Below are 20748 nucleotides of genomic sequence, written 5' to 3'. Positions count from 1 at the left end.
CATGGCCGACGAAGCGCTTGTTGTCATCGACCTGCAGAACGACTTCTGCCCCGGCGGCGCGCTGGCGGTTGCCGGCGGCGACGAGATCGTTCCGCTGGTCAACGATCTGATCCGGCACGCCGGGCATGTCGTGCTCACGCAGGACTGGCATCCGGCCGGACATTCAAGCTTTGCCTCCAGCCATCCGGGAGCGCAGCCTTTCAGCGCGATCGAGATGCCCTATGGGCCGCAGACGCTATGGCCCGACCATTGCATCCAGGGCAGCCTTGGCTCGGACTTCCATTCGGGGCTGGCCTGGACCAAGGCCGAGCTGGTGATCCGCAAGGGGTTTCGCCCGGCGATCGACAGCTACTCCGCCTTCTTCGAGAACGACCACAAGACGCCAACCGGGCTCGCCGGTTACCTCAAGGAGCGCGGTATCGACACCGTGACGCTGGTCGGCTTGGCGACCGATTTCTGCGTCGCCTTCTCGGCGCTCGATGCGATCAAGCATGGTTTCAAGACGACGGTGCGGCTCGACGCCTGCCGCGGCATCGATCTCAACGGCTCGGTCGAGGCGATGCTGAAGCGCATGCGCGACGCCGGGGTGACGCTCGAAGACCCGACCTCGGACTGAGGGGGACGTGAGGCATCAGTCTATTGAACCACGTGCCAGAGACCCCCTCACCCGGATTGCCAACCGAATTGCGAAGGGCAATTCGGGACAATCCGACCTCTCCCCGAGGGGAGAGGAAGCTGCCGGCGCCGACGTACGCCTCTTCTCCCCACCGGGGAGAAGGTGGCCGCGAAGCGGCCGGATGAGGGGGCCTTTTTCATATGCAATCGCCGTGATGGTCGTCGCGATGCTGTTGCCTGCACAGGCTCTCGCTGCTGAAACCCACGAATTGCCCGGTGCCGCAATGTCGCTATGGTGGGGGCTGCCGTTTGCCGGACTGCTGCTGTCGATCGCCACCGGACCACTGCTGTTCCACCATGTCTGGGAGCATCACTACGGCAAGATCGCCGCCGCCTGGGCAGCACTTGTGGTGGTGCCGCTGGCGATCGCCTTCGGCATGCCTTTGGCGAGCGAGGCCGTGCTGCACACGCTGCTCACCGAATATATGTCGTTCATCATCCTTCTGTTCGCGCTCTACACCATTTCGGGCGGCATCCTTGTTGCCGGCAACATCCACGGCACGCCACTGGTCAATGCCGGGCTGCTGCTTGTCGGCGCGATGCTGGCCTCGGTGATCGGCACCACCGGCGCCTCGATGATCCTCATCCGGCCGATGTTGCGCGCCAATGACAACCGGCCGTTCAACGCCCATGTCGTCATCTTCTTCATTTTCCTGGTGTCCAACATTGGCGGCTCGCTGACGCCCTTGGGTGACCCGCCACTGTTCGTCGGCTTCCTGCGCGGCGTCGACTTCTTCTGGACGACGGCGAACCTCTGGCGCGAGACGCTGTTCACCGGCGGTCTTGTGCTGCTTGTCTTCCTGGCCATCGACATCGTGCTGCACCGCCGCGAAGGCGGCGCGCCGAAGATTACGGATCCGACGCCGGATACGAAGGTGCGCATTCGCGGCCTCGCCAATTTGCCGCTGCTGGCCGGCGTCATTGGCGCGATCCTGCTGTCGGCGGCATGGAAGCCGGGTGTGAGTTTCTCCATCCTGGGCGTCAGCCTCGAACTGCAAAACCTGGTGCGCGACGCCATCATCCTGGTGCTCGCCTTTCTGTCGCTTGTCGTCTCCCACAAGAGCCATCGCGAGGCCAACGGCTTCACCTGGGGGCCGATCGCAGAGGTGGCAAAACTGTTTGCCGGCATCTTCGTCTGCATCGTACCGGTGATCGCCATATTGAGGGCCGGCCATGATGGCGCGCTGGCGCCTTTGGTCGCGCTGGTGACCTCGCCCACCGGCCAGCCCAACAACCTTGCCTATTTCTGGCTGACCGGCGCGCTGTCGTCCTTCCTCGACAACGCGCCGACCTATCTGGTTTTCTTCGAACTGGCCGGTGGCGATGCAAAGCATCTGATGACCGAGGCGGCCACGACGCTTGTGGCGATCTCGGCTGGCGCGGTGTTCATGGGCGCCAACACCTATATCGGCAACGCACCGAACTTCATGGTCTACGCCATCGCCCGGCATCGCGGCGTGAAGATGCCTGGCTTCTTCGGCTACATGGCGTGGTCGGGGCTGGTCTTGGTGCCGGTGTTTTTGATTGCCGGATTTTTGTTCTTTGGGTGAGGCGGCGCTATCCAATGTCCACGGTCAGCGCTGCCCCTCATCTGGCTGCCGCCATCTTCTCCCCGTGAACGGGGAGAAGGGCGCTTTCATCGCGGATTTCGCCAATCACCAACGTTGCAGGATGAGAGGCCAGGCTGCGGCCAGCTTCTTTCTCCCCGTTTACGGGGAGAAATGTCCGGCAGGACAATGAGGGGCAGCGCGACGGTCGGAAATCTTGGCATAGACCACGAATTCAGTGCCGTTATCCCACCCCGACATAACGCCTGACCGCCGACGGGTCGGCGCGCAGTTGCCCGACATCGACGGTCTCGCGGTTGCGGCCGTTTTCGATGAAGCAGACGCGGTCGGCGACCGACAGCACGGCATCGACCCGCTGTTCGACCAGGATGGTGGAGACGCCCAGCTCGCGCAGCTTCACCACGGTCTCGCGGATCTTGGCGATCATCGACGGCATCAGGCCTTCGGTTGGCTCGTCGAGCAACAGCACCTGCGGTTCGAGGCAGAGCGCCCGGGCCATGGCCAGCATCTGCTGTTCGCCGCCGGACAAAGTGCCGGAGCGTTGCCTGAGCCGCTGGCGCAGCAATGGAAAAAGGTCGAGGACATTTTCCCGCACGGCCTTGCCCTTGCCGCGCGCCATCAGGCCGATGTCGATGTTTTCTGCCACCGTCATCTCGGCGAACAGCCGCCTGCCTTGCGGCACATAGGCGACGCCGGCCTTCGGTACCTCATGCGCCGGCAGGCCGGTCAGTTCCTGGTCGCCCAGCCGGATCGAACCGGCCTCCGCCGGCACCAAGCCCATGATCGCCTTCAGCGTTGTCGTCTTGCCGGCGCCGTTGCGGCCGAACAGGCACAGCACCTCGCCCTTGTTGAGCACGAGGTCGAGCCCGTAAAGCACCTGGACCTCGCCATAGAAGCAGTCGAGCCCGGAGATGGTCAGCGCTTCAGTCGTGGGGGTTTCGGTCATGGCGCCGTCCCCAGATAGGCTTCCTGCACCTGGGTGTTGGCGCGAACCTGTTCGGGCGTGCCTTCGGCCAGGATCTTGCCGGCGTTGAAGACGGTGATGCGGTCGGCCAGTTGCATGACCACCGGCATATTGTGCTCGATCAAAAGCACGGTGGCGCTTTTGGCGATCTCGCGCACCAGCTCGATGAAATTGTCGATCTCGCTATCGGCCAGGCCTTGCGTGGGCTCGTCGAGGATCAACAGCCGCGGCTTCAGCGCCAGACCCATCGCCACTTCCAGCAGCCGCTGATGGCCGTAGGAGAGCTGGCCGGCCGGCATATGGGCGCGGTCGGCAAGGCCGGTGCGCTCCAGCGCCGCCATGACGCCGGTGCGCACCGCGCCTTTCGAGCGGCCATCGGTCAGCGTGCGCTGAACGGGCAGCGCGACATTGTCGTAGGCGGACAAATTGGCAAAGACGCTGGTGATCTGGAAGGTGTAGGCGATGCCCTGGCGCACCCTGAGATAGGCCGGCCGGCTGGTGATGTCGGTGCCGTCGAAGACGATCATGCCGGAGGACGGCTGGATGCGGCCGCTGATCAGGCTGACGAAGGTGGTTTTGCCTGCGCCGTTGGGGCCGATGACAGCGCGGATTTCGCCCGGCATCAGCTGGAAATCGACACCGTCGACGGCGCGCAGACCGCCGAAATTGCGCGCCAGGTTCTTTGTCGTCAGCAGCGGCATCATGGCAGCCACCCAAGCCAGCGCTGGCGGATGGTGCCCAAAATGCCTTTGGGGAAAAACAGCACCAAGAGGATAAGCGCGATGCCGACGATCAAGAGATAGGCCGAGGTGTAGCCGCTGGCGATGTCGATGACATAGTACATGAACACCGTGCCGATCAGGGCACCCAGCGTCGTGGCGGCACCGCCGAGCAGCACCCAGAGTAGCGGCAGGATGGAATACTGCACCGAGGCGAAGCTCGAGCCGACATAGCCGAACAACAGCGCATAGGCCGCACCCGAAGCGGCGCAGATGGTGCCGGAGACGACGACGGCGATGAGCTTGTTCGAAAAGGTGTCGTAGCCGAGCATTTTCGTGCGCTCCTCGTTTTCGCGCACGGCGACCAGAACGCGGCCGTAGCGGGAGCGGACGACGGCGAGCGTGTTGAGCAGCACGACCGAAAAGAGCGCGAGCGCGCTCATGTAGCGGACAGTCGGGTTGGTGAGGTCGAGCGATGTCGCGCCGAAGCTCAGAACCCGCGCCGGCTGCGGCACGACCAGGCCCTGGTCGCCGCCGGTCCAGGCGGCAAAATAGAGGATGACGAGGTAAAACACCTGCGCGAACATCATGGTCACGATCATGAAGGCGACGCCGGTGGTGCGCAGCGCCAGCAGGCCGATCACCAGCGCCAGCAGCGCGCCACAAGCGATGCCGGCGAGGAAGGCCAGCGGCACGTTCCAGCCGAGATGGATGACCGATAGGCCTGCGCCATAGAGGCCGGCCGCGAAGAACATGGCATGGCCGAGGCTGAGCAGGCCGACATAGCCGAACAGCATGTTGTAGCCCATGGCGAACACCGCCAGCACCATGATGCGGGCGAGCAGGCCGTGATGATAGTCGGGCAGGACGAAGCTCAGCGCTAAGAGCAGCGCGATGACGCCGAGATGCAATGCATAGGCTTTTGCCGGCGAAGCTTCGCTCATCGCGACGCCTGCCCGAACAAGCCTTGCGGCCGGAACACCAGCACCATGGCGACCAGCATGGTGGCGATGATCTTGGCCAGAGTCGGCGAGAAGAACACCGAGATGATACCGTCGGAGAGGCCGATCAGAACAGCGGCGACGACAGTGCCGCGCAGCGAGCCGAGGCCGCCGATGATGACGACGATGAAGGAGAGCAGCAGCGGATCCTGCCCCATCAGATAATGCGCCTGGCTGATTGGCACGATCAGCACGGCGGCGATGGCCGCCAGCATGGCGCCGAGGGCGAAGACGCCTGCATAGACGCGGTCGACCGGAATGCCGAAGGCCTGCGCCGTTTCGCTGTCATATTGCGTGGCACGCATGATGAGGCCGATTTTCGTGCGCGTCAGCACCAGCCAGGTGGCGACGAGCAGAAGTGCGGAGGCGGCGATGATCGACAGCTTGTAGCCGGAATAGCCGAACCAGGGCAAAAGGATACGATAGCTGAAGGGCGGCTCCACCGGCCGCGCTTCCGGGCCATAGAAGCTCAGCGCCAGCTGCTGGATGATGTAGAGCATGCCGATGGTGGCAACGATGGTGGCTTCCGGATTGTAATTGAGCCGGCGCAGCACCAGCCGCTCGGCAACCAGCGCGATGGCGCCGACGATCAGCGGCGCAATCACCAGCGCGGCCAGGAAGCCGACCGTGGGATGGCCGGGTATCGCCGTCGAGATCGCCCAGGCGAGCACAGCGCCTAGCATGAAGAACTCGCCATGGGCGACATTGACGACGCGCATGACGCCGAACACCAGCGATAGGCCCAGCGCCGTCAGCGCCAGCACGGCGGAAGTGACGAGGCCTTCGAGGGCGGCGAGGAGGAGATGAGGTCCAAAGTGCATGGGCTAGGCACCGGCGGGCGCGCGAGGCACCCCCCTCTGTCCTGCCGGACATCTCCCCCGCAAGGGGGGAGATCGACTATCGCAATGGCTTTCGCCAATCGCGAAGGTGGAAAGGAAGCCGCCTTCGCACGAACTGCTGATCTCCCCCCTTGAGGGGGAGATGTCCGGCAGGACAGAGGGGGGTGGCTGGGTGCTCACGCTCGCTGGAGCAGCTTAGAGCGCCTGCGTCGTATAATCCCCTTCGGCCTCGTAGAGCCCGTCCTCGATCTTGGTCTTGTGGACGACATTCAACTTGCCGCCTTCGACCTTGGAGATGTTCTGGATGCCGAAGCACTGGTGGATCTTGCCGTTGAAGGTCTTTGGCCCCTGCGGATGCTCCGGCCCTTCGGCGAATTCGGTTAGCGCCTCGGTCGCCTCGACCAGTTTGGCGCGGTCTTCCGGCCCCTTGTAGCCGGCGTCTTCCATCGCCTTCTTGACGACATAGAGCGTTTCCCAGCAACCGAACATGTGCGAGGCCGTGGAGACGTCCTTGGGGTCGCCGACGGCGGCGCCATTGTCGTCGATGCCGACGGCGGCGCGGTAGGCTTTTTGCGCGGCCGAGTCATTGGCCTGGGCATAGCGCGGCGAGCCTTCCCAGAAATGGCTGCCGTCCAGGAACTCGAGGCCGGGGCTGTTGATGTCGGTGGCCTCGAGCGAATCCATGAAGCCGAACAGCTGCGGCCGGTTCGAGCCGTAGAACTCGCCGAGTTCCTTGACGAAGGTAAGCACAGCCGGGCCGACCATGACGTGGTAGATCACCTCGGTTTCGGCCGGGATCTGCGGGAAGTACTTGGTGAAGGAGGATTCCGTCGGCGGGATGGCGATCTGGGCGATGACCTCGGCGCCTTGCGCCTTCAGCGCCGGCGGCAGGTAGTCGCGGTGATCGTAGCCGAAGGCGAAATCGGGGAAGATCTGCGTCACCTTCTTGCCGGCATTGGCCGCGATCCACGGCGCCATCGACTGGATCTGGCTTTTCACATCGGTGATGCCGGGCTGGAAGACGTAGCGGTTGAGCTTGGTCGAGGCGACGTGGTGGCCTTCGCTGACGACGAAATAGGGAATCTTGTTTTCGCCGGCGGCGGGCGCCGAGCCGATGACGACATGCGAGAACAAAGTGCCGAAGACGATGTCGGTTTTGTGCTGGGTGGCGAACTTGCCGACCACTTCGGCGCCGCGGCCGGGGTCAGTGCCGTCATCCTCGATGACCAGTTCGACCGGGCGGCCATTGATGCCGCCGGCATCGTTGATGGCCTTGACCGCGGCCGCGCTGGTCTTTTCGTACCAGCGGCCATAGGCGGCGCCGATGCCGGTGCGGTGCAACTGGAAGCCGATCTTGACCGGCGCCGAGCTCTGCGCCTGGCTGTAGCGGACAAAGCCTGGCGCGAGCGTCAGGCCGGCGCCGGCGGCGAGACCTTTCAGCGCCGTGCGGCGAGAGAGCGTGGATTTGGAGAGATCGAAAAACCCATTCTTGTCAGCCACGGCAGTTCCCCTGTTTTTGAGTTTTGACTGTCTGTAACGAGGCAAGGCCACTCCCTTGCGGAAGGGGGCGAAAATCGCATGTATACAAACTAAATCACCAAAGCTTCGACCTTGCAAGCGGGCTTTCCGCATCCAGCGCCGCGCGTGCATCAGGACGCGCAAAGGACGCTGGAGCATTTCTTGTTTTGCGCATGATCCTTTCCGAAAATCGAAGCCGATTTTCGGGGTCATGCGCTGGCAGGTCCACCGTCTTCTCTCATCCCGCTGTCGGCGTAGCAAGCAACCAGAGGCCGAAGATCGTGTAGGCGATCATCAGCACGGTGAGCGGCAATTGGCTGAGGGCGGCGCGTGATGGAGCCGGGTGCAGCCGCCAGGCCAGACCATGGGCGACAAGCACCGCCAGCATGTGGCCGGCGACAATGATGCCCGCCTGCACATTCCACAGCCACCAGGCGGAGTCGGCGCCGGCGACGATGCCGGCTTCGATCTGCATGTCGGCGGCGCCGAACAGGTTCCAGCCCAGCGCGAACGGGTCGGACAGAGAGGCCACCGCATACTGGCCGTCGACCAGCAGCGCCGTCAGATAATGCGCGACATGATAGGCAAGCGCGATCGGCACGATCGACCAGACGAGCAGGCCTGCCGCCTTGCCAAGCGCATGCCGGCTGCCCGAGAGACGCTGGCCGAGGATGACGGCCAGCATGAATGCCGCCGCCAACAGCACGAAGGTGAGCACAAGTCCGAAGGTGCCGATGCCGATCAGCGCGGTGCGGCCGGGTAACTCCAGGGGATTGATGCCGAACAGACCGAGCCAGAAGAAGGTTTTCGACAGGCCGTCGAAGGAGACAGACGAGAGGCTGAGCAGCAGGAAAGCGATGCCGCTGGCCGGCAGCGGCGCGGCGTCGAGTAGTTTTGCGCCTGGCCAGCAAAGATTGAGCCGGCCCGCCTCGTCGCGTTCGATCGGAGCAAAGCGTGCCACTATGGCGAAGAAGACGGTCAGGAATTCGCCGCGTTGACTCCAGCCGGGATAGCCGAAGGCGAGCATCGCGACGAAGGTGAAAAGCCAATAGAAGCCGGCGGCATAGGCCAGCCGCGCCGGGTCGTCGGGCGCCGGGTCGATCAGCTCGAACCAGGCAAAGGCGAAGAACAGGATGACGCCCGGCCAGCAGCCGAGCCAGGCGGGAAGGCGCGGATGGTAAGCCTGGTCGCCGCGTCGGCCGAGCAGACGGGTGACGATCCGCCATGGGCTATACCATGGGTTCAACCACGACCAGAGATCGCCGAACAGGCCTTGCGCGATGGCGAGGCCGACCCAGACTAGGGTCCAGATGGTTAAGGGAAGCGGGTTGGAGAGTGGGTCGCGGCTGCCGAACAGGCCTGCTGTGATGAGGATTGCAAAGCCGGCAAAGGAGATGAGGCTGACGATTGTGCGAGGGGCGTCGCTGAATGTGAAAAGTTGTAAGCGGCGGCGCCAGAAGCGGTCGAGGGCATCCGGTGGCAGCAAAGCCAGGACGAGGAAGCTGACGGCGACGGCAAGTGCACCGCCGGCGATGTAGTAGCCGGTGGGGAGGAGCAGGACGTGGCCCCGGTCGGAGGCGTGGGCGAAGGCGGGGGTGGGGAGAATCGCTAGGGCGGCGGCGAGAAAAGCTAAAGGGTGACGACAGCGCTCTACGGCGCCCGCCTCTGTCCTGCCGGACATCTCCCCCACTTGGGGGGAGATTGGCGGTTTCGCCAACGGCTCTTTCCTTGCAGCGTTGGAGATTGGCGAAGGCGGAGATGCGAGCGTAATCTCCCCCCTCGTGGGGGAGATGTCCGGCAGGACAGAGGGGGAACTCAGCCTATCCAACCTTGCCTACTCACATCGCGATGCCAGAGCACCGCGCCCTCAAACCTTGACCAGCTGCTCCACGCGGTCCTTGGCCCCAAAAATCCGGAGATAGCGCTCGATCTCTTTCTTGTCCCCGGTCGCCTTGGCCGGATTGTCCGACAGCTTCACCGCCGGGCGGCCATTGGCCTCCGTTACCTTGCAGACCAGCGATATGGCATCGAGGCTGTTGGTCTCGGTCGGCGCGCAGCCTTCGAAGTCGTTGGTGAGGTTGGTGCCCCAGCCGAAGGACATGCGCACCTTGCCCTGGAAGTGCTTGTAGGTCTCCTCAATGGTCTCGACCTCGAGCCCGTCGGAGAAGATCAGCAGCTTCTGCCTGGGGTCCTTGCCCTTCTCACGCCACCAGTCGATGATTTTTTCGCCGCCTTCGATCGGCGGTGCGCTGTCGGGGCGAAAGCCGGTCCAGTCGGCGACCCAGTCGGGCGCGTCGCGCAGGAAGGATGCTGTACCGAAGGCATCGGGCAATACGATCAGCAGGTTGCCGCCGTAATAGCGCTGCCAGTCCTGCAGCACCTTGTAGGGCGACTGCTTCAGTTCCTTTTCCGTATCGGCAAGTGCGGCAAACACCATCGGCAGTTCATGCGCGTTGGTGCCGAGCGCTTCGAGGTCGTTGTCCATGGCCAGCAGCACGTTGGAGGTACCGGTGAAGGCTTCGCCAATGCCTTCCTTGAGCGCCTCGACGCACCAGCGCTGCCACAGGAAGGAGTGCCGGCGGCGGGTGCCGAAGTCGGAAATGCGGATGCCAGGCAGCGCCTTCAGGCGCTCGGTCTTGGCCCACATCTTGGCCTTGGCGCGGGCATAGAGCACGTCGAGCGCGAACGGGCCGAAGGCGCGCATGGCCGCACGGGAGCGGAGTTCATTGATGATGGCCAGCGCCGGGATTTCCCACAGCGTGGTGTACATCCACGGGCCGCTGAAGGAGAGCTCGTACTGGCCGTCGCGCTTGGAGAGCTCGTAGTCCGGCAGTCGGAAACCTTCCAGCCAGGCGAGGAATTCAGGCTCGAAGATCTGCTTGCGGCCATAGAAATTGTTACCGCCGAGCCAGATCATCTCCTTCTTGGAGAAGCGCAGCGTGCGGGCATGGTCGAGCTGGTCGCGCAGTTCGCCTTCGTCGATCTCGTCGGCGAGGCGCACCGATGTGGTGCGGTTGATCAGCGAGAAGGTGGTGTCGACCTTGGGGTACATGCCCCAGATCATCTGCAGCATCAGAAGCTTGTAGAAATCGGTGTCGAGCAGGCTGCGGACGATCGGGTCCAGCTTCCAAGTGTGGTTGTAGACGCGCCGCGCAATATCGGTTCTTGCCATGTTCTGCCGTCGCCTTCGCTGCTCACGTCTGTCTTACGCAATTCCGGACGGAAAACCGCCGCAGACTTTTCCTGGAATTGCCTGGCAAGAGCTTATTAGCATTGAATTTTTGAAAGCGCTGCCCGCTTTCCCAACTGGCCCGACAAAAAGGAGCCGCTCCGGTCCAGCCTCAACTCTTGGCGCCGACCACCCGCAGCGCCGGGCGTTTGCGGCGGACGTTGACGCGGCCGGCCACCGGCGCGTCGGCGCGGCTGTCGGCCTGCTCCTTCTCGGCAAACAGCCAGTCGACGAACAATTGCACGATCGGCGCCGAGCGCATCTCGTTGCGGCACACGACGTAGAAATCGTCGACCGCCGGCACCGACAGGCTGAACGGCGCCACCAACAGGCCCCTGGCGAGCAGCATGCTGGCTGTGACGGAATCGCCGAGCGCCACGCCATGGCCATGCACCGCGGCCTCGATGGCGGTGCGGGCGTCACCGAGATGGTGGCGGCGGCCGCGCTCGAGATCCAGCCCGTCGGCGGCCGCCAGCCAGGTGTGCCACTCGCGGCCATCGTCGCCATGCAGGATGACATGGTCGGCCAGATCCCGGCAGGTGCGTATCGGCCGGTTGTTGATCAGCGTCGGACTGACCACCGGGAACAGTTCGAGGCCCGACCATTTGCGCATCCAGCAATCGGTCCAGCTGCCGTCGCCATAGAGCACACAGACATCGACCTGCGGCGCGCGGATGTCCTTGGGGTCGTTGGAAGGGATCAGCGTCAGCCTGATATCGGGATATTGCGCCATGAAGCTGCCGAGCCGCGGCGTCATCCACAGAAGCAGCAGCGCCGGAACGCAGGACACCGACAGCGTGCCGGCGCTGGCCGGCCTGGTCATGCGCTGGGTGGCGGCGGCGATGCCGTCGAACGCGGTCGACACCGCCGGCAGCAGTTCGGCGCCATGCGGTGTGAGCTTTACCCGCTGCCCGGTGCGTTCGAACAGTTTTACGCCCAGCGACTGCTCAAGCGCCTTGATCTGATGACTTATGGCGCCATGGGTGACGTTCAGCTCACTCGCCGCCTTGGTCAGCGAGGCGTGGCGCGCCGTCGCTTCGAAGGCGCGCAGGGGATTTAGGGGCGGCAGTCGCTTGGCCATGGGCAACCGGATACTCTGTGAGATTTTCTCACAACCAGCACCCTAACAATATCAATTGATTTTTCAATGCGGCTGCCGGACACTTTGTCCCAGACAGCATCAATGACGTGAAATCTGCAGGCAGCCAGCGGGACAGCGACCCGGCCGGATGACGGTCAGTTCGCAAGATGCCGCCACGACCGCATGCACCAGCCCGGCAGGAGGAGACCGACATGGGTTATGATCGTGGCAAGCTCGACGCGTTGCGCCGCAAATATGGCGAGAGCCATGGCGGCGAGATGTTCGACCCGAAATTCCGCAAGGTCGCCGACAAGATCTTCTCCAAGAGCGGCACCAGGCTGGCGCCGTATTCCGGCATCCCGACCTTCCTCGCCGCACCCTACCGCGAAATATCGGCCGACAACCCGGATTTCGGCGATTTGCAGGTGGCTATCATCGGCGTGCCGATGGATCTCGGCGTCACCAACCGTCCCGGATCGCGCTTTGGGCCTAGGGCGCTGCGCGCCATCGAGCGCATCGGCCCCTACAACCATGTGCTGGAATGCGCGCCGACGCATGAGCTGCGCGTCGCCGACATCGGCGACACCCCATTCCGCAGCCGCTACCGGCTGGAGATCAGCCATGAGGATATCGAGCGCCGCACCAATCAGATCGTCGATGCCGGCGTGCTGCCTCTTTCCGTTGGCGGCGACCATTCGATCAGCCATCCGATCCTGAAGGCGGTCGGCAAAAAGGTGCCGGTCGGCATGATCCATATCGACGCCCATTGCGACACCAGCGGGCTGTTCGACATGACCAAGTTCCACCATGGCGGACCCTTCCGCAACGCGGTGCTGGACGGCGTACTCGACCCGACCCGCACCATCCAGATCGGCATCCGCGGCTCGGCCGAATATCTGTGGGAGTTCACCTACGAATCCGGCATGACGGTCGTGCACGCCGAAGAGGTGACCGGACTCGGCATCCCCGCCATCATCGAGAAGGCGCGCAAGATTGTCGGCGACGGCCCGACCTACATCTCCTTTGACGTCGACAGCGTCGATCCGGCCTTCGCGCCGGGCACCGGCACACCTGAAATCGGCGGCCTGACGACGCGCGAGGTGCTCGAACTGCTGCGCGGCCTGAAAGGCCTCAACATTGTCGGCGGCGACGTCGTCGAGGTGGCGCCGCAATATGACGCCACCACCAACACCGCCCATGTCGGCGCGCAGGTCCTGTTCGAGATCCTGAGCCTGATGGTGTTCAGCCCGGCCATTACGAGCAAGGGGGCCTGACGGACTTCACATGCAAAGGCGGCCGCCGCGCTGGAGCCGGCGGCCGTTTCAAACAAACAAGCTTCCAGAAGGGAACCACAATGAATCTTAACATGAAATCAACCGTCGCAGCCGCGCTGATGCTCGCCGGCCTCGGCCTCGCCTCCCAGGCCAATGCCGACGCCGTCGACGACATCACCAAGGCCGGCGCCATCAATGTCGGCATCTTCTCCGACTTCCCGCCCTTCTCCTCGGCGAGCGCCGATATGAGCATCAAGGGCTATGACGTCGACGTGGCCCAGGCCATCGCCGACTCCTTGAAGGTGAAGCTCAATCTGGTCAGCGTCACCGGCCAGAACCGCATCCCCTATCTCACCGACAAGCGCGTCGATATCCTGATGAGCGTCGGCTACTCCAAGGAGCGCGAGGAGGTGATCGACTTCGCCGCCGCCTATGCGCCCTATTACATCGCCGTCATCGGCCCGGCTGCACTCTCGGTCAAAGGCAAGGAAGACCTCGCCGACAAGTCGATCGCCGTCAATCGCGGCACGCTGGAAGATACCTCGCTGACCGAAGCTGCACCGGCATCGGCCGACATCAAGCGCTTCGACAATTACAACTCCGTCATCCAGGCCTTCATCTCCGGCCAGACCCAGCTGATGGTGGTGGGCAACGATGTCGGCGCCCAGGTGCTGGCCAAGCAGGATGCGCTGAAGCCGGAGCAGAAGTTCCAGCTTTTGACCTCGCCCTCGCATATCGGCCTCAACAAGCATGAGGACCGGCTGAAGACGGCAGTCAATGACGCGGTTGCCAAGATGCTGGCCGACGGCAAGCTCGACGAAAGCTCGAAGGCCTGGCTGAAGACGCCGCTCAATCCTGACAACCTCAAGGATTGAGTTGCCGTGGATTTTGCATGGCTCCCAGGTGCTCTTGGCGACATCGCGCGCGGTGCGGTCACGACGATCCTGTTGATCGTCGTGACCACGCTCGTGGGCACGATGCTCAGCATCCTGGGCGCCGCCGGCCGGCGCAACGGCGCGGCATTCGTGAAGCGGGCGATCGCGGTCTATGTCGAGGTGATGCGCAACACGCCGTTCCTGGTGCAGCTATTCTTCATCTTCTTCGGCCTGCCCAGCCTCGGCATAAGGCTCGATCCGATCCTGGCCGCCATGCTGGCGATGACGCTCAACATGGCGGCCTACACGATCGAAATCGTCGGCGCCGGCCTCGATGCCGTGCCCGGCGGACAGACGGAAGCCGCCCTTTCGCTGGGCTTGAGGCCACGCCAGGTGTTCATCAAGATCGTGCTGCCGCAGGCGCTGAAGGTGATCTATCCGGCACTGACCAGCCAGATCGTCATCATGATGCTGGAATCCGCCGTGGTGTCGCAGATCGCCGTGCGCGAACTGACCTATGAGGCCGACATGCTGCAGGCGCGCACCTTCCGTTCCTTTGAGACCTATTTCGTCGTGACGCTGGTCTATCTCTTGATGTCGATGGCCTTGCGCCGGCTGCTGGTTACAGGCGGGCGCCGCGTTCTGGGAGCCGGCGTTTCATGATCGAATTCACCTTCTGGGACATCGTTCGCAATCTCCTGCTCGCCGCCCGCTGGACGGTGCTTCTGTCGCTGGCCGCCTTCGTCGGCGGCGCTGTTGTCGGCCTGATCGTGCTGTTCTTCCGCATCGCTGAGAATAAATGGAGCCGGCGCATCGCTTCCGGCTACATCGCCCTGTTCCAGGGCACGCCGCTGTTGATGCAACTGTTCCTGATGTTTTTCGGCTTGCCGATGCTGGGCCTGCGCATCGAGCCGTGGACGGCCGCCGTGCTCGGCCTGACTTTCTTTGCCAGCGCCTATTTGGCCGAGATCTGGCGCAGTGGCGTCGATGCGCTGCCACGCGGGCAATGGGACGCCGGCGCCAGCCTCGGCCTGCACCGCCTGCAGGAGCTCAGGCTGATCATCCTGCCGCAGGCCTTCTCGATCACAAGGGCGCCGATCGTCGGCTTCCTGGTGCAATTGATCAAATCGACGGCGCTGACCTCGATCATCGGCTTCGAGGAGCTGGTCAGGACCTCCAACGCCATCAACAATGCCACCTTCGAGCCGTTCAAGGTCTACGGGTTGGTGGCGCTGATCTTCTTCGTCATGTGCTTTCCACTGACGCAATACGCCCGTACGCTCGAACAACGAGCGGCGGCCCACTGACGCCAGGCGGCGACAGTGCGTGAAGGGAACCTGCCGGAAAAGAACGGCATCAACTGAGGAGAAACCGGATGAACAGACTGATCGGAAAATCCATGACGCGGCGCGGCGTGCTTGGCGTCGGCCTCGCCATATCAGGCGTACTCGCCATGCCGTCGATCCTGCGGGCGCAGGACAAGTCGCTGAAGGTCGGCGTCTATGGAGGCTATTTCAAGAAATCCTTCGACGAACACGTCTTCCCCGACTTCACCAAGGCCACCGGCATTGCCGTGGAATCGGTCGCCGAGCCGACCGGCGAAGCCTGGCTGGTGCAGCTCGAGCAGGCGGCCAAGGCCGGCCAGGCGCCGGCCGATCTCTCGATGATGTCGCAGACCTCGACGCTGAAGGGCCAGTCCACCGAATTGTGGACGCCGCTCGATACGTCGAAGTTCAAGCACTATGGCGACCTGTTGCCGCGCTTCATCAACAAATATCCGGATGGCCGCGTCGCCGGCATCGGCGCCGTCGCCTGGTGGATCACGCTGGTCTCTAACACCGATGTCTACAAGGACGCGCCGACATCGTGGGCAGCCCTTTGGGACAAAGCCAACGAGGATAAGCTCGGCCTACTGGCGCTTGCCTCCAACTCGTTCCTGCTCGAAGTGACGGCCAAGACCTTCATGGGCGGCACCAATGCGCTCGACACCGAAGAGGGGCTGAACAAGGCGTTCGAAAAGCTCGCCGAGGTCAAGCCGAACGTTCGCCTCTGGTATCGCGACGAGGCGCAGTTCGAGCAGGCGCTGAAGTCGGGCGAAATCCCGATGGGCCAGTATTATCACGACGTCACCGGGCTCGCGGTCGCCGACGGCTTCCATGTCCGCTCGACCTTCCCGAAGGAGGGCGGCATCCAGGATTCCGGCAACTGGGTGCTGTCGCGCGCCTCGACCAAGGTCGACGAGGCACATGTCTTCATCGACTATATGAGCCAGCCTTCGATGCAGGGCGTCATGTCGCGCAAGGTCGGCACCACGCCAACCTTGAAGAAAGAGGTGCTTGACCTCAAGCCGGAAGAGTTCGCCGCGGTATCGTCGGATATCGATCCGATCATCCCGCGCTACGACCTCTACACGTCGAAGGCCGACTGGATCAATCAGAAGTGGACCGAGTTGATCGTCGGCTGAGCCGTTCGATCCGCTTGAAAACTGATCGGCCGCCGGAATTCTTCCGGCGGCCTTGAAGCGCACAGCCTGAGAGGGATGAGCATGTCCGGACTAGACATCAACAGCATCACCAAAAAATTCGGCAATTTCGCCGCCGTCGACAATGTCCGGCTCAACGTGCCGCACGGCACGTTCGTGTGCCTGCTCGGCCCGTCGGGCTGCGGCAAGACCACGCTGCTGCGCATGATTGCCGGGCTGGAGGAACCGACCAGCGGCGCCATCGTGCTTGACGGCGAGGACATCACGCCGCTGCCGACGCACAAGCGCAATCTCGGCATGGTGTTCCAGTCGCTGGCGCTGTTTCCGCATCTCTCCGTCGGCGACAACATCGCCTACGCGCTGCGCATTCGCGGCGCCTCGAAGGAGGAGCAGAAGAAGCGCGTCGACGAATTGCTGAGCTTGATCCACCTGACCGGCTTTGCCGACCGTCCGGTGGCCAAACTGTCGGGCGGCCAGCGTCAGCGCGTGGCGATTGCCCGGGCACTCGCTTTGTCGCCAAAACTGTTCCTGCTTGACGAGCCGCTGTCGGCGCTCGACGCCAAATTGCGCGAGGCGATGCAGGTGGAATTGCGCCAGCTGCAGCAGCGGCTCGGCATCACTACCATCGTCGTCACCCACGACCAGCGCGAAGCCATGACCATGGCCGACCTCGTCGTCGTCATGGGCCATGGCAAGATCCTGCAGGCGGCGCCGCCGATCGAGATCTACCGCAAGCCGGCCGACGCCTTCGTCGCCGACTTCATCGGCATCACCAATCTGTTGCCGGCCGAAGTCGACAGCACTGGGCGCACCACCATTTTGGGCACCGCCATTCCGGGCTTGACCATGCCGGCGGGTCAGACAAAAGCGTCCGTCTCGGTCCGTCCCGAGGATGTGCATCTGGGCAGCCCCGGCGGCTCGGCCATCACCGGCGAGGTGAGTTTCGTGCGCGACCTCGGCGGCACGATCGAGACCTTCGTCGACGTCGGCGGCACCAGCATCATTGCGGTCACGACGCCGCGCGAGCGCCATGACGTGCCGGTCGGCGCCAAGGTCGGCGTCACGCTGCCGCCGGCGAGTTGCGTGGTGCTTGGCGCATGAGACGCGAAGCTCCGAAGTCGGTAGCCGACTACACGCCGCTGTTCTTTCCGGCGCTGATGCTGATCGTCTTCTTCGTCGTGCCGTTCTCGACGATGATTGCGGTGAGCTTCTTCAAGCGCAACCCGTCCGGCTTCTACACTCCGGATTTCGTGCTCGACAATTACGCCCGCTTCCTGTCGGTGTTCTTCGGCGGCGTGCTCGGCTTCTCGCTGATGCTGGCGGTGCTGGTCGCGGTCTGCTGCATCTGCATCGCTTTCCCCTTCACCTATCTCCTGACCCGCCGGCCGCGCCGCGTACAGACGCTGTGGCTGGTCGGCCTTTTGTCGGTGCTGTCGCTGTCGGAGGTCATTATCGGCTTTGCCTGGTCGACGCTGTTTTCGCGCACCGCAGGGATCACCAATTTGTTCGTGGCGATCGGGCTGATGGACAAGCCGGTGGCACTGCTGCCGACCTTCGGCGCGGTGCTGACCGGCATGGTCTACCAGGCGCTGCCTTACACCATCCTGGTGCTGTACCCCGCTCTGGTGCGCCTCGACCCGACTTTGCTGGAGGCTGCGCGCACGCTCGGCGCCTCGCCTATCCGGGCTTTCTTCAACGTCGTCGCGCCGGCGCTGCGCAACACCATCGTGGCGACGCTGATCATGGTGTTCGTCTTCGCACTCGGCTCGTATCTTTTGCCGCAGATCCTCGGGCGGCCGCAACACTGGACACTGTCGGTGCTGATCACCGACCAGGCGATCTACCAGTCCAACATGCCGTTCGCAGCCGCCATGGCAGTGTTCCTGGTGCTGATCTCGCTGGCGCTGGTCGGACTGACCCTTCTCGTCGGACGCCGGGAGAACGCCCTATGACCGCGACCTTGCTGCGCCGTGTCTATTTCACCATCGTCGCGCTGTTCCTGGCCGCGCCGCTGATCGTGGTCGCGGGCGTGTCGATCAACTCACGCCAGGAACTCACTTTCCCACCGGTTGGTTTCTCGCTGGCCTGGTACGCCCAGATCTTCACCGATCCGGAATGGCGGCTGGCGCTGATCCATTCGGTGACGCTCGCCGTTTGTTCGGCAGCGATTGCCGTTGCGGTCGCGCTGCCACTGGCCTGGTTCCTGTGGCGGCGCATCGCGCCATGGGCGAACATTTTCCAGGTGCTGGGGCTTGCCCCTTTCATCCTGCCGCCGGTCATCACCGCGCTCGGCTTCCTCAGCTTCTGGGCGACGGTCGGGCTGTTCGGCCAGTTCTTCACCGCCATCATCAGCCACGCCATCTTCTTCGTGACGCTGCCGCTGGTGACGTTGTCGCTGGGCTTTGCCTCGATCGACCGCTCGCTGGTCGAGGCTGCCGCCACCATGGGCGCCGACGACCGCACCGTGCTGAAGACGGTGGTGCTGCCGCTGATCCTGCCTTACCTCGTCTCGGGCTATGCCTTTGCCTTCGTGCTGTCGCTCAACGAATATATCGTTGCCTATATGACGATCGGCTTCACCACCGAGACACTGCCGATCAAGATCTTCAACGCGCTACGCTACGGCTACACGCCGACCATGGCCGCGGTGTCGGTGTTCTTCGTCGCGGTGGCGGCACTGGTGTTCGGCTCGATCGCCCGGTTCGGCGATATTCGCAGATTGCTCGGTGCTATGTCGTCGGACGGCAACTGAATGCATGTAAGAGCGTGAACATCGGGGCTTTTACGGCCCCGATGCGCTAACCGCTCGTTTCCTTTGGCGAAGGCATGGCCAATTTAGCCTCGAGTTGAGCTAGCGCCGACTGGAGTTTGTCGCGCAGACGCGCACCCCTGGCGGGATCGAGCCCGGCAGTATCGAGCGTCAACGACATGCCCTCGTCCGTTTCCGTTATGACAGTGTCGTCACGCGCCTGTTCCAGGACACCCCGCACCATATAAGGCACGATCGGTCTGCTGATCCCCTTCATGCTGATCTGCTCACCTGGCGACGCATCGACCATGTCGCGTACGTTGGCGTATGTTTCGTAGCTGAGCACTATCCCGCCGGCAGGTGCAATGCTCTGCAGCCGGGCAGCGAGGTTGGCTTCGGCGCCGATGATGGTGTAATCCATACGATCTTCACTGCCGAAGTTGCCGACATTGCAGTAGCCGGTGTTTATTCCCATCCGGACACGGAAGGGGTGCTCGATACCCTGCTGCCGCCATTTGACTTGCAGGTACTCCAACCGCTTTTGCATGGCCAAGGCCATACGCAGACATGCACGTGCGTCTTCGCGCGGGCCAAGCGTCTGCGGGTCGCCGAAAAACGCGAGAATGGCATCGCCGATGAACTTGTCGACGGTGGCGCCATGAGAAATGGCAATATGCGACATCTCGGTCAGATATTCGTTGAGATGAGCGGTCAGTTCCTCGGGTTGCATACGCTCGGTCGTGGCAGTGAAATCCACGATGTCGGAGAAGAAGATAGTCAGTTTCTTTCGCTCCGCAGTCACCTTCACGTCGCGCTCGCCGCTGAACACACTTTTGTAGATCTCAGGTGAGAGATATTTTGCGATTTTGAGCGACACCGTTGCCAGGAAGTTGTTGGCCTCCTTCAGTTCGCCGTTGACCAGGGCAAGTTCGCGCGACTGCCGCCATTGCATCACGATGAATGCAACTCCAGTGGCCAGGGCGGCCGCAAAATATGCGAAGAGATAGTGGAAGCCGATCGACCCTTGAGACAGAGGCTGCGAGACAGACACAGATTGAATCCCTCTGACATCACCGACCTTCCAATCCTTCTTTGGACTGTCCGGATGCGAGTTGTGGCATGCCACGCAGGCGGCGGTCATACGGATCGGCGAAGCCAGCCTAACGGTCGGGCTCCAGCCCCCTTCCGTCGCCTCAAGCGATTGAATATTCGGGTCGGCGCGAAATGATGCCAACGCCTTCAATTGGAAGTCATCAAGATTGTGCGGAGGCCGCCCGGCGAACGGATAGTCGGAAACAAATTCGTACCGGACAGTGTTGTCACGCGAACTCGTGAGCCGCCCGATTTCCAGCGAAAACGTCGCTGGAATTGGTATCGCGCCGGCAACGTCGCGGTAGTTATCTGTTGCCGTGATCTTCGTATGCGGGTCCGCCTGGAGGATCCGCCCGACCACGTCGGTGGCGTAGAACGTGCGAATGTCGGTTATGATCTTGCTGATGTCGTTGGCTTGACGTTCGGATAGTTGATGCGTGAAGTCACGCAGGTCGAGGACGACCGCAGCCGGAAGCGCCGCCAGGAGAAGGATTACTGCGATCGCAGCCGGCCAGATGCGACGCTCCCGCACGCTGTTATTTCCCTCTGAAGCCGGTTGCGCGCTTGTCACGGCAATGACCCTTGGTTTGGCTGAGGTTACCACAAGAGGTTGCATGACGTCAGTTCCCAGATTGTGTCGCTGAAGCGCGCGCTGGAAACGCGGATGTTACCGGGCGTCTGA

At 63.1% G+C, this 20748-nt stretch carries 19 protein-coding genes; 10 read left to right on the top strand and 9 right to left on the bottom strand.

Features of this window, described 5'->3' with window-relative positions; translation table 11 throughout:
• The first annotated feature begins 1 nt into the window (after position 1).
• Both pncA and AC1D1L_RS17835 read left to right on the top strand, forming a co-directional pair.
• Positions 2–616 (top strand): bifunctional nicotinamidase/pyrazinamidase, encoded by a 615-nt coding sequence (gene pncA, locus AC1D1L_RS17840; RefSeq protein ID WP_477342807.1) that lies wholly within the window; start codon positions 2–4, stop codon positions 614–616.
• Between the two features lie 214 nt (positions 617–830).
• On the top strand, positions 831–2225 hold the full coding sequence (locus tag AC1D1L_RS17835; RefSeq protein WP_477342838.1) for a sodium:proton antiporter: 1395 nt from the start codon (positions 831–833) through the stop codon (positions 2223–2225).
• A 241-nt stretch (positions 2226–2466) separates the two neighbouring features.
• Here AC1D1L_RS17835 and AC1D1L_RS17830 read toward each other — a convergent pair whose 3' ends face one another.
• The 8 genes from AC1D1L_RS17830 to gcvA form a co-directional block, all read right to left on the bottom strand.
• Positions 2467–3189: an ABC transporter ATP-binding protein gene (locus tag AC1D1L_RS17830; protein WP_477342806.1), complete on the bottom strand. Its 723-nt coding sequence runs from the start codon at positions 3187–3189 to the stop codon at positions 2467–2469.
• The gene (locus AC1D1L_RS17825) at positions 3186–3911 is read right to left on the bottom strand and encodes an ABC transporter ATP-binding protein (RefSeq protein WP_477342805.1); all 726 of its coding nucleotides are present in this window, start codon (positions 3909–3911) and stop codon (positions 3186–3188) included. The genes AC1D1L_RS17830 and AC1D1L_RS17825 overlap by 4 nt, the downstream gene beginning before the upstream one ends.
• A complete protein-coding gene (locus tag AC1D1L_RS17820; RefSeq protein WP_477342804.1) occupies positions 3908–4870 on the bottom strand; it encodes a branched-chain amino acid ABC transporter permease in 963 nt (320 codons plus the stop codon). Before AC1D1L_RS17820 ends, AC1D1L_RS17825 begins: the two co-directional genes overlap by 4 nt.
• Positions 4867–5748: a branched-chain amino acid ABC transporter permease gene (locus tag AC1D1L_RS17815; protein WP_477342803.1), complete on the bottom strand. Its 882-nt coding sequence runs from the start codon at positions 5746–5748 to the stop codon at positions 4867–4869. The genes AC1D1L_RS17820 and AC1D1L_RS17815 overlap by 4 nt, the downstream gene beginning before the upstream one ends.
• Positions 5749–5961: 213 nt before the next feature.
• Positions 5962–7266 carry an ABC transporter substrate-binding protein gene (locus AC1D1L_RS17810; protein ID WP_477342802.1) on the bottom strand — a complete coding sequence of 435 codons (1305 nt, stop codon included), beginning with the start codon at positions 7264–7266 and terminating at the stop codon, positions 5962–5964.
• 256 nt (positions 7267–7522) lie between these two features.
• Entirely contained in the window at positions 7523–8965 is a 1443-nt protein-coding gene (locus AC1D1L_RS17805; protein WP_477342801.1) for a hypothetical protein, read from the bottom strand.
• A 186-nt stretch (positions 8966–9151) separates the two neighbouring features.
• Positions 9152–10456 carry a nicotinate phosphoribosyltransferase gene (gene pncB, locus AC1D1L_RS17800; protein WP_477342800.1) on the bottom strand — a complete coding sequence of 435 codons (1305 nt, stop codon included), beginning with the start codon at positions 10454–10456 and terminating at the stop codon, positions 9152–9154.
• A 169-nt stretch (positions 10457–10625) separates the two neighbouring features.
• Positions 10626–11594: a transcriptional regulator GcvA gene (gcvA, locus tag AC1D1L_RS17795; RefSeq protein WP_477342799.1), complete on the bottom strand. Its 969-nt coding sequence runs from the start codon at positions 11592–11594 to the stop codon at positions 10626–10628.
• Between the two features lie 212 nt (positions 11595–11806).
• Between gcvA and speB the strand changes: the two genes are divergently transcribed.
• The 8 genes from speB to AC1D1L_RS17755 all read left to right on the top strand — a co-directional run bounded on the left by speB (position 11807) and on the right by AC1D1L_RS17755 (position 18977).
• Complete coding sequence (speB, locus tag AC1D1L_RS17790; protein ID WP_477342798.1) at positions 11807–12868, top strand: agmatinase; 1062 nt, start codon at positions 11807–11809, stop codon at positions 12866–12868.
• Between the two features lie 92 nt (positions 12869–12960).
• Positions 12961–13743, top strand: a complete 783-nt coding sequence (locus AC1D1L_RS17785) for a transporter substrate-binding domain-containing protein (RefSeq protein ID WP_477342797.1) — start codon at positions 12961–12963, stop codon at positions 13741–13743.
• A gap of 6 nt (positions 13744–13749) precedes the next feature.
• Complete coding sequence (locus tag AC1D1L_RS17780; protein WP_477342796.1) at positions 13750–14406, top strand: amino acid ABC transporter permease; 657 nt, start codon at positions 13750–13752, stop codon at positions 14404–14406.
• Positions 14403–15050: an amino acid ABC transporter permease gene (locus tag AC1D1L_RS17775; protein ID WP_023671276.1), complete on the top strand. Its 648-nt coding sequence runs from the start codon at positions 14403–14405 to the stop codon at positions 15048–15050. Before AC1D1L_RS17780 ends, AC1D1L_RS17775 begins: the two co-directional genes overlap by 4 nt.
• Before the next feature lie 68 nt (positions 15051–15118).
• A complete protein-coding gene (locus tag AC1D1L_RS17770; protein WP_477342795.1) occupies positions 15119–16207 on the top strand; it encodes an ABC transporter substrate-binding protein in 1089 nt (362 codons plus the stop codon).
• Positions 16208–16288: 81 nt separating this feature from the next.
• A complete protein-coding gene (locus tag AC1D1L_RS17765; RefSeq protein WP_477342794.1) occupies positions 16289–17326 on the top strand; it encodes an ABC transporter ATP-binding protein in 1038 nt (345 codons plus the stop codon).
• Positions 17323–18177, top strand: a complete 855-nt coding sequence (locus AC1D1L_RS17760; protein ID WP_477342793.1) for an ABC transporter permease — start codon at positions 17323–17325, stop codon at positions 18175–18177. Before AC1D1L_RS17765 ends, AC1D1L_RS17760 begins: the two co-directional genes overlap by 4 nt.
• Positions 18174–18977, top strand: a complete 804-nt coding sequence (locus AC1D1L_RS17755; protein ID WP_477232061.1) for an ABC transporter permease — start codon at positions 18174–18176, stop codon at positions 18975–18977. Before AC1D1L_RS17760 ends, AC1D1L_RS17755 begins: the two co-directional genes overlap by 4 nt.
• Before the next feature lie 46 nt (positions 18978–19023).
• Here the strand turns inward: AC1D1L_RS17755 and AC1D1L_RS17750 are convergent, their stop codons facing one another.
• On the bottom strand, positions 19024–20682 hold the full coding sequence (locus AC1D1L_RS17750) for an adenylate/guanylate cyclase domain-containing protein (RefSeq protein ID WP_477342792.1): 1659 nt from the start codon (positions 20680–20682) through the stop codon (positions 19024–19026).
• Positions 20683–20748: the final 66 nt, after the last annotated feature.

Source organism: Mesorhizobium sp. P2_D6 (genome assembly GCF_056404315.1).
The sequence above is the reverse complement of the archived record's forward strand: the minus strand, read 5'-3'. Positions and strand labels throughout refer to the sequence as shown.

Coding starts and splice junctions, on each gene's coding strand:
- gcvA (WP_477342799.1), bottom strand. CDS start 11,594: ATGGCCAAGCGACTGCCGCCCCTAAATCCCCTGCGCGCCTTCGAAGCG.
- AC1D1L_RS17820 (WP_477342804.1), bottom strand. CDS start 4,870: ATGAGCGAAGCTTCGCCGGCAAAAGCCTATGCATTGCATCTCGGCGTC.
- AC1D1L_RS17750 (WP_477342792.1), bottom strand. CDS start 20,682: ATGCAACCTCTTGTGGTAACCTCAGCCAAACCAAGGGTCATTGCCGTG.
- AC1D1L_RS17770 (WP_477342795.1), top strand. CDS start 15,119: ATGAACAGACTGATCGGAAAATCCATGACGCGGCGCGGCGTGCTTGGC.
- AC1D1L_RS17830 (WP_477342806.1), bottom strand. CDS start 3,189: ATGACCGAAACCCCCACGACTGAAGCGCTGACCATCTCCGGGCTCGAC.
- AC1D1L_RS17760 (WP_477342793.1), top strand. CDS start 17,323: ATGAGACGCGAAGCTCCGAAGTCGGTAGCCGACTACACGCCGCTGTTC.
- pncB (WP_477342800.1), bottom strand. CDS start 10,456: ATGGCAAGAACCGATATTGCGCGGCGCGTCTACAACCACACTTGGAAG.
- AC1D1L_RS17825 (WP_477342805.1), bottom strand. CDS start 3,911: ATGATGCCGCTGCTGACGACAAAGAACCTGGCGCGCAATTTCGGCGGT.
- AC1D1L_RS17755 (WP_477232061.1), top strand. CDS start 18,174: ATGACCGCGACCTTGCTGCGCCGTGTCTATTTCACCATCGTCGCGCTG.
- pncA (WP_477342807.1), top strand. CDS start 2: ATGGCCGACGAAGCGCTTGTTGTCATCGACCTGCAGAACGACTTCTGC.
- speB (WP_477342798.1), top strand. CDS start 11,807: ATGGGTTATGATCGTGGCAAGCTCGACGCGTTGCGCCGCAAATATGGC.
- AC1D1L_RS17835 (WP_477342838.1), top strand. CDS start 831: ATGGTCGTCGCGATGCTGTTGCCTGCACAGGCTCTCGCTGCTGAAACC.
- AC1D1L_RS17815 (WP_477342803.1), bottom strand. CDS start 5,748: ATGCACTTTGGACCTCATCTCCTCCTCGCCGCCCTCGAAGGCCTCGTC.
- AC1D1L_RS17765 (WP_477342794.1), top strand. CDS start 16,289: ATGTCCGGACTAGACATCAACAGCATCACCAAAAAATTCGGCAATTTC.
- AC1D1L_RS17775 (WP_023671276.1), top strand. CDS start 14,403: ATGATCGAATTCACCTTCTGGGACATCGTTCGCAATCTCCTGCTCGCC.
- AC1D1L_RS17805 (WP_477342801.1), bottom strand. CDS start 8,965: ATGTCCGGCAGGACAGAGGCGGGCGCCGTAGAGCGCTGTCGTCACCCT.
- AC1D1L_RS17785 (WP_477342797.1), top strand. CDS start 12,961: ATGAAATCAACCGTCGCAGCCGCGCTGATGCTCGCCGGCCTCGGCCTC.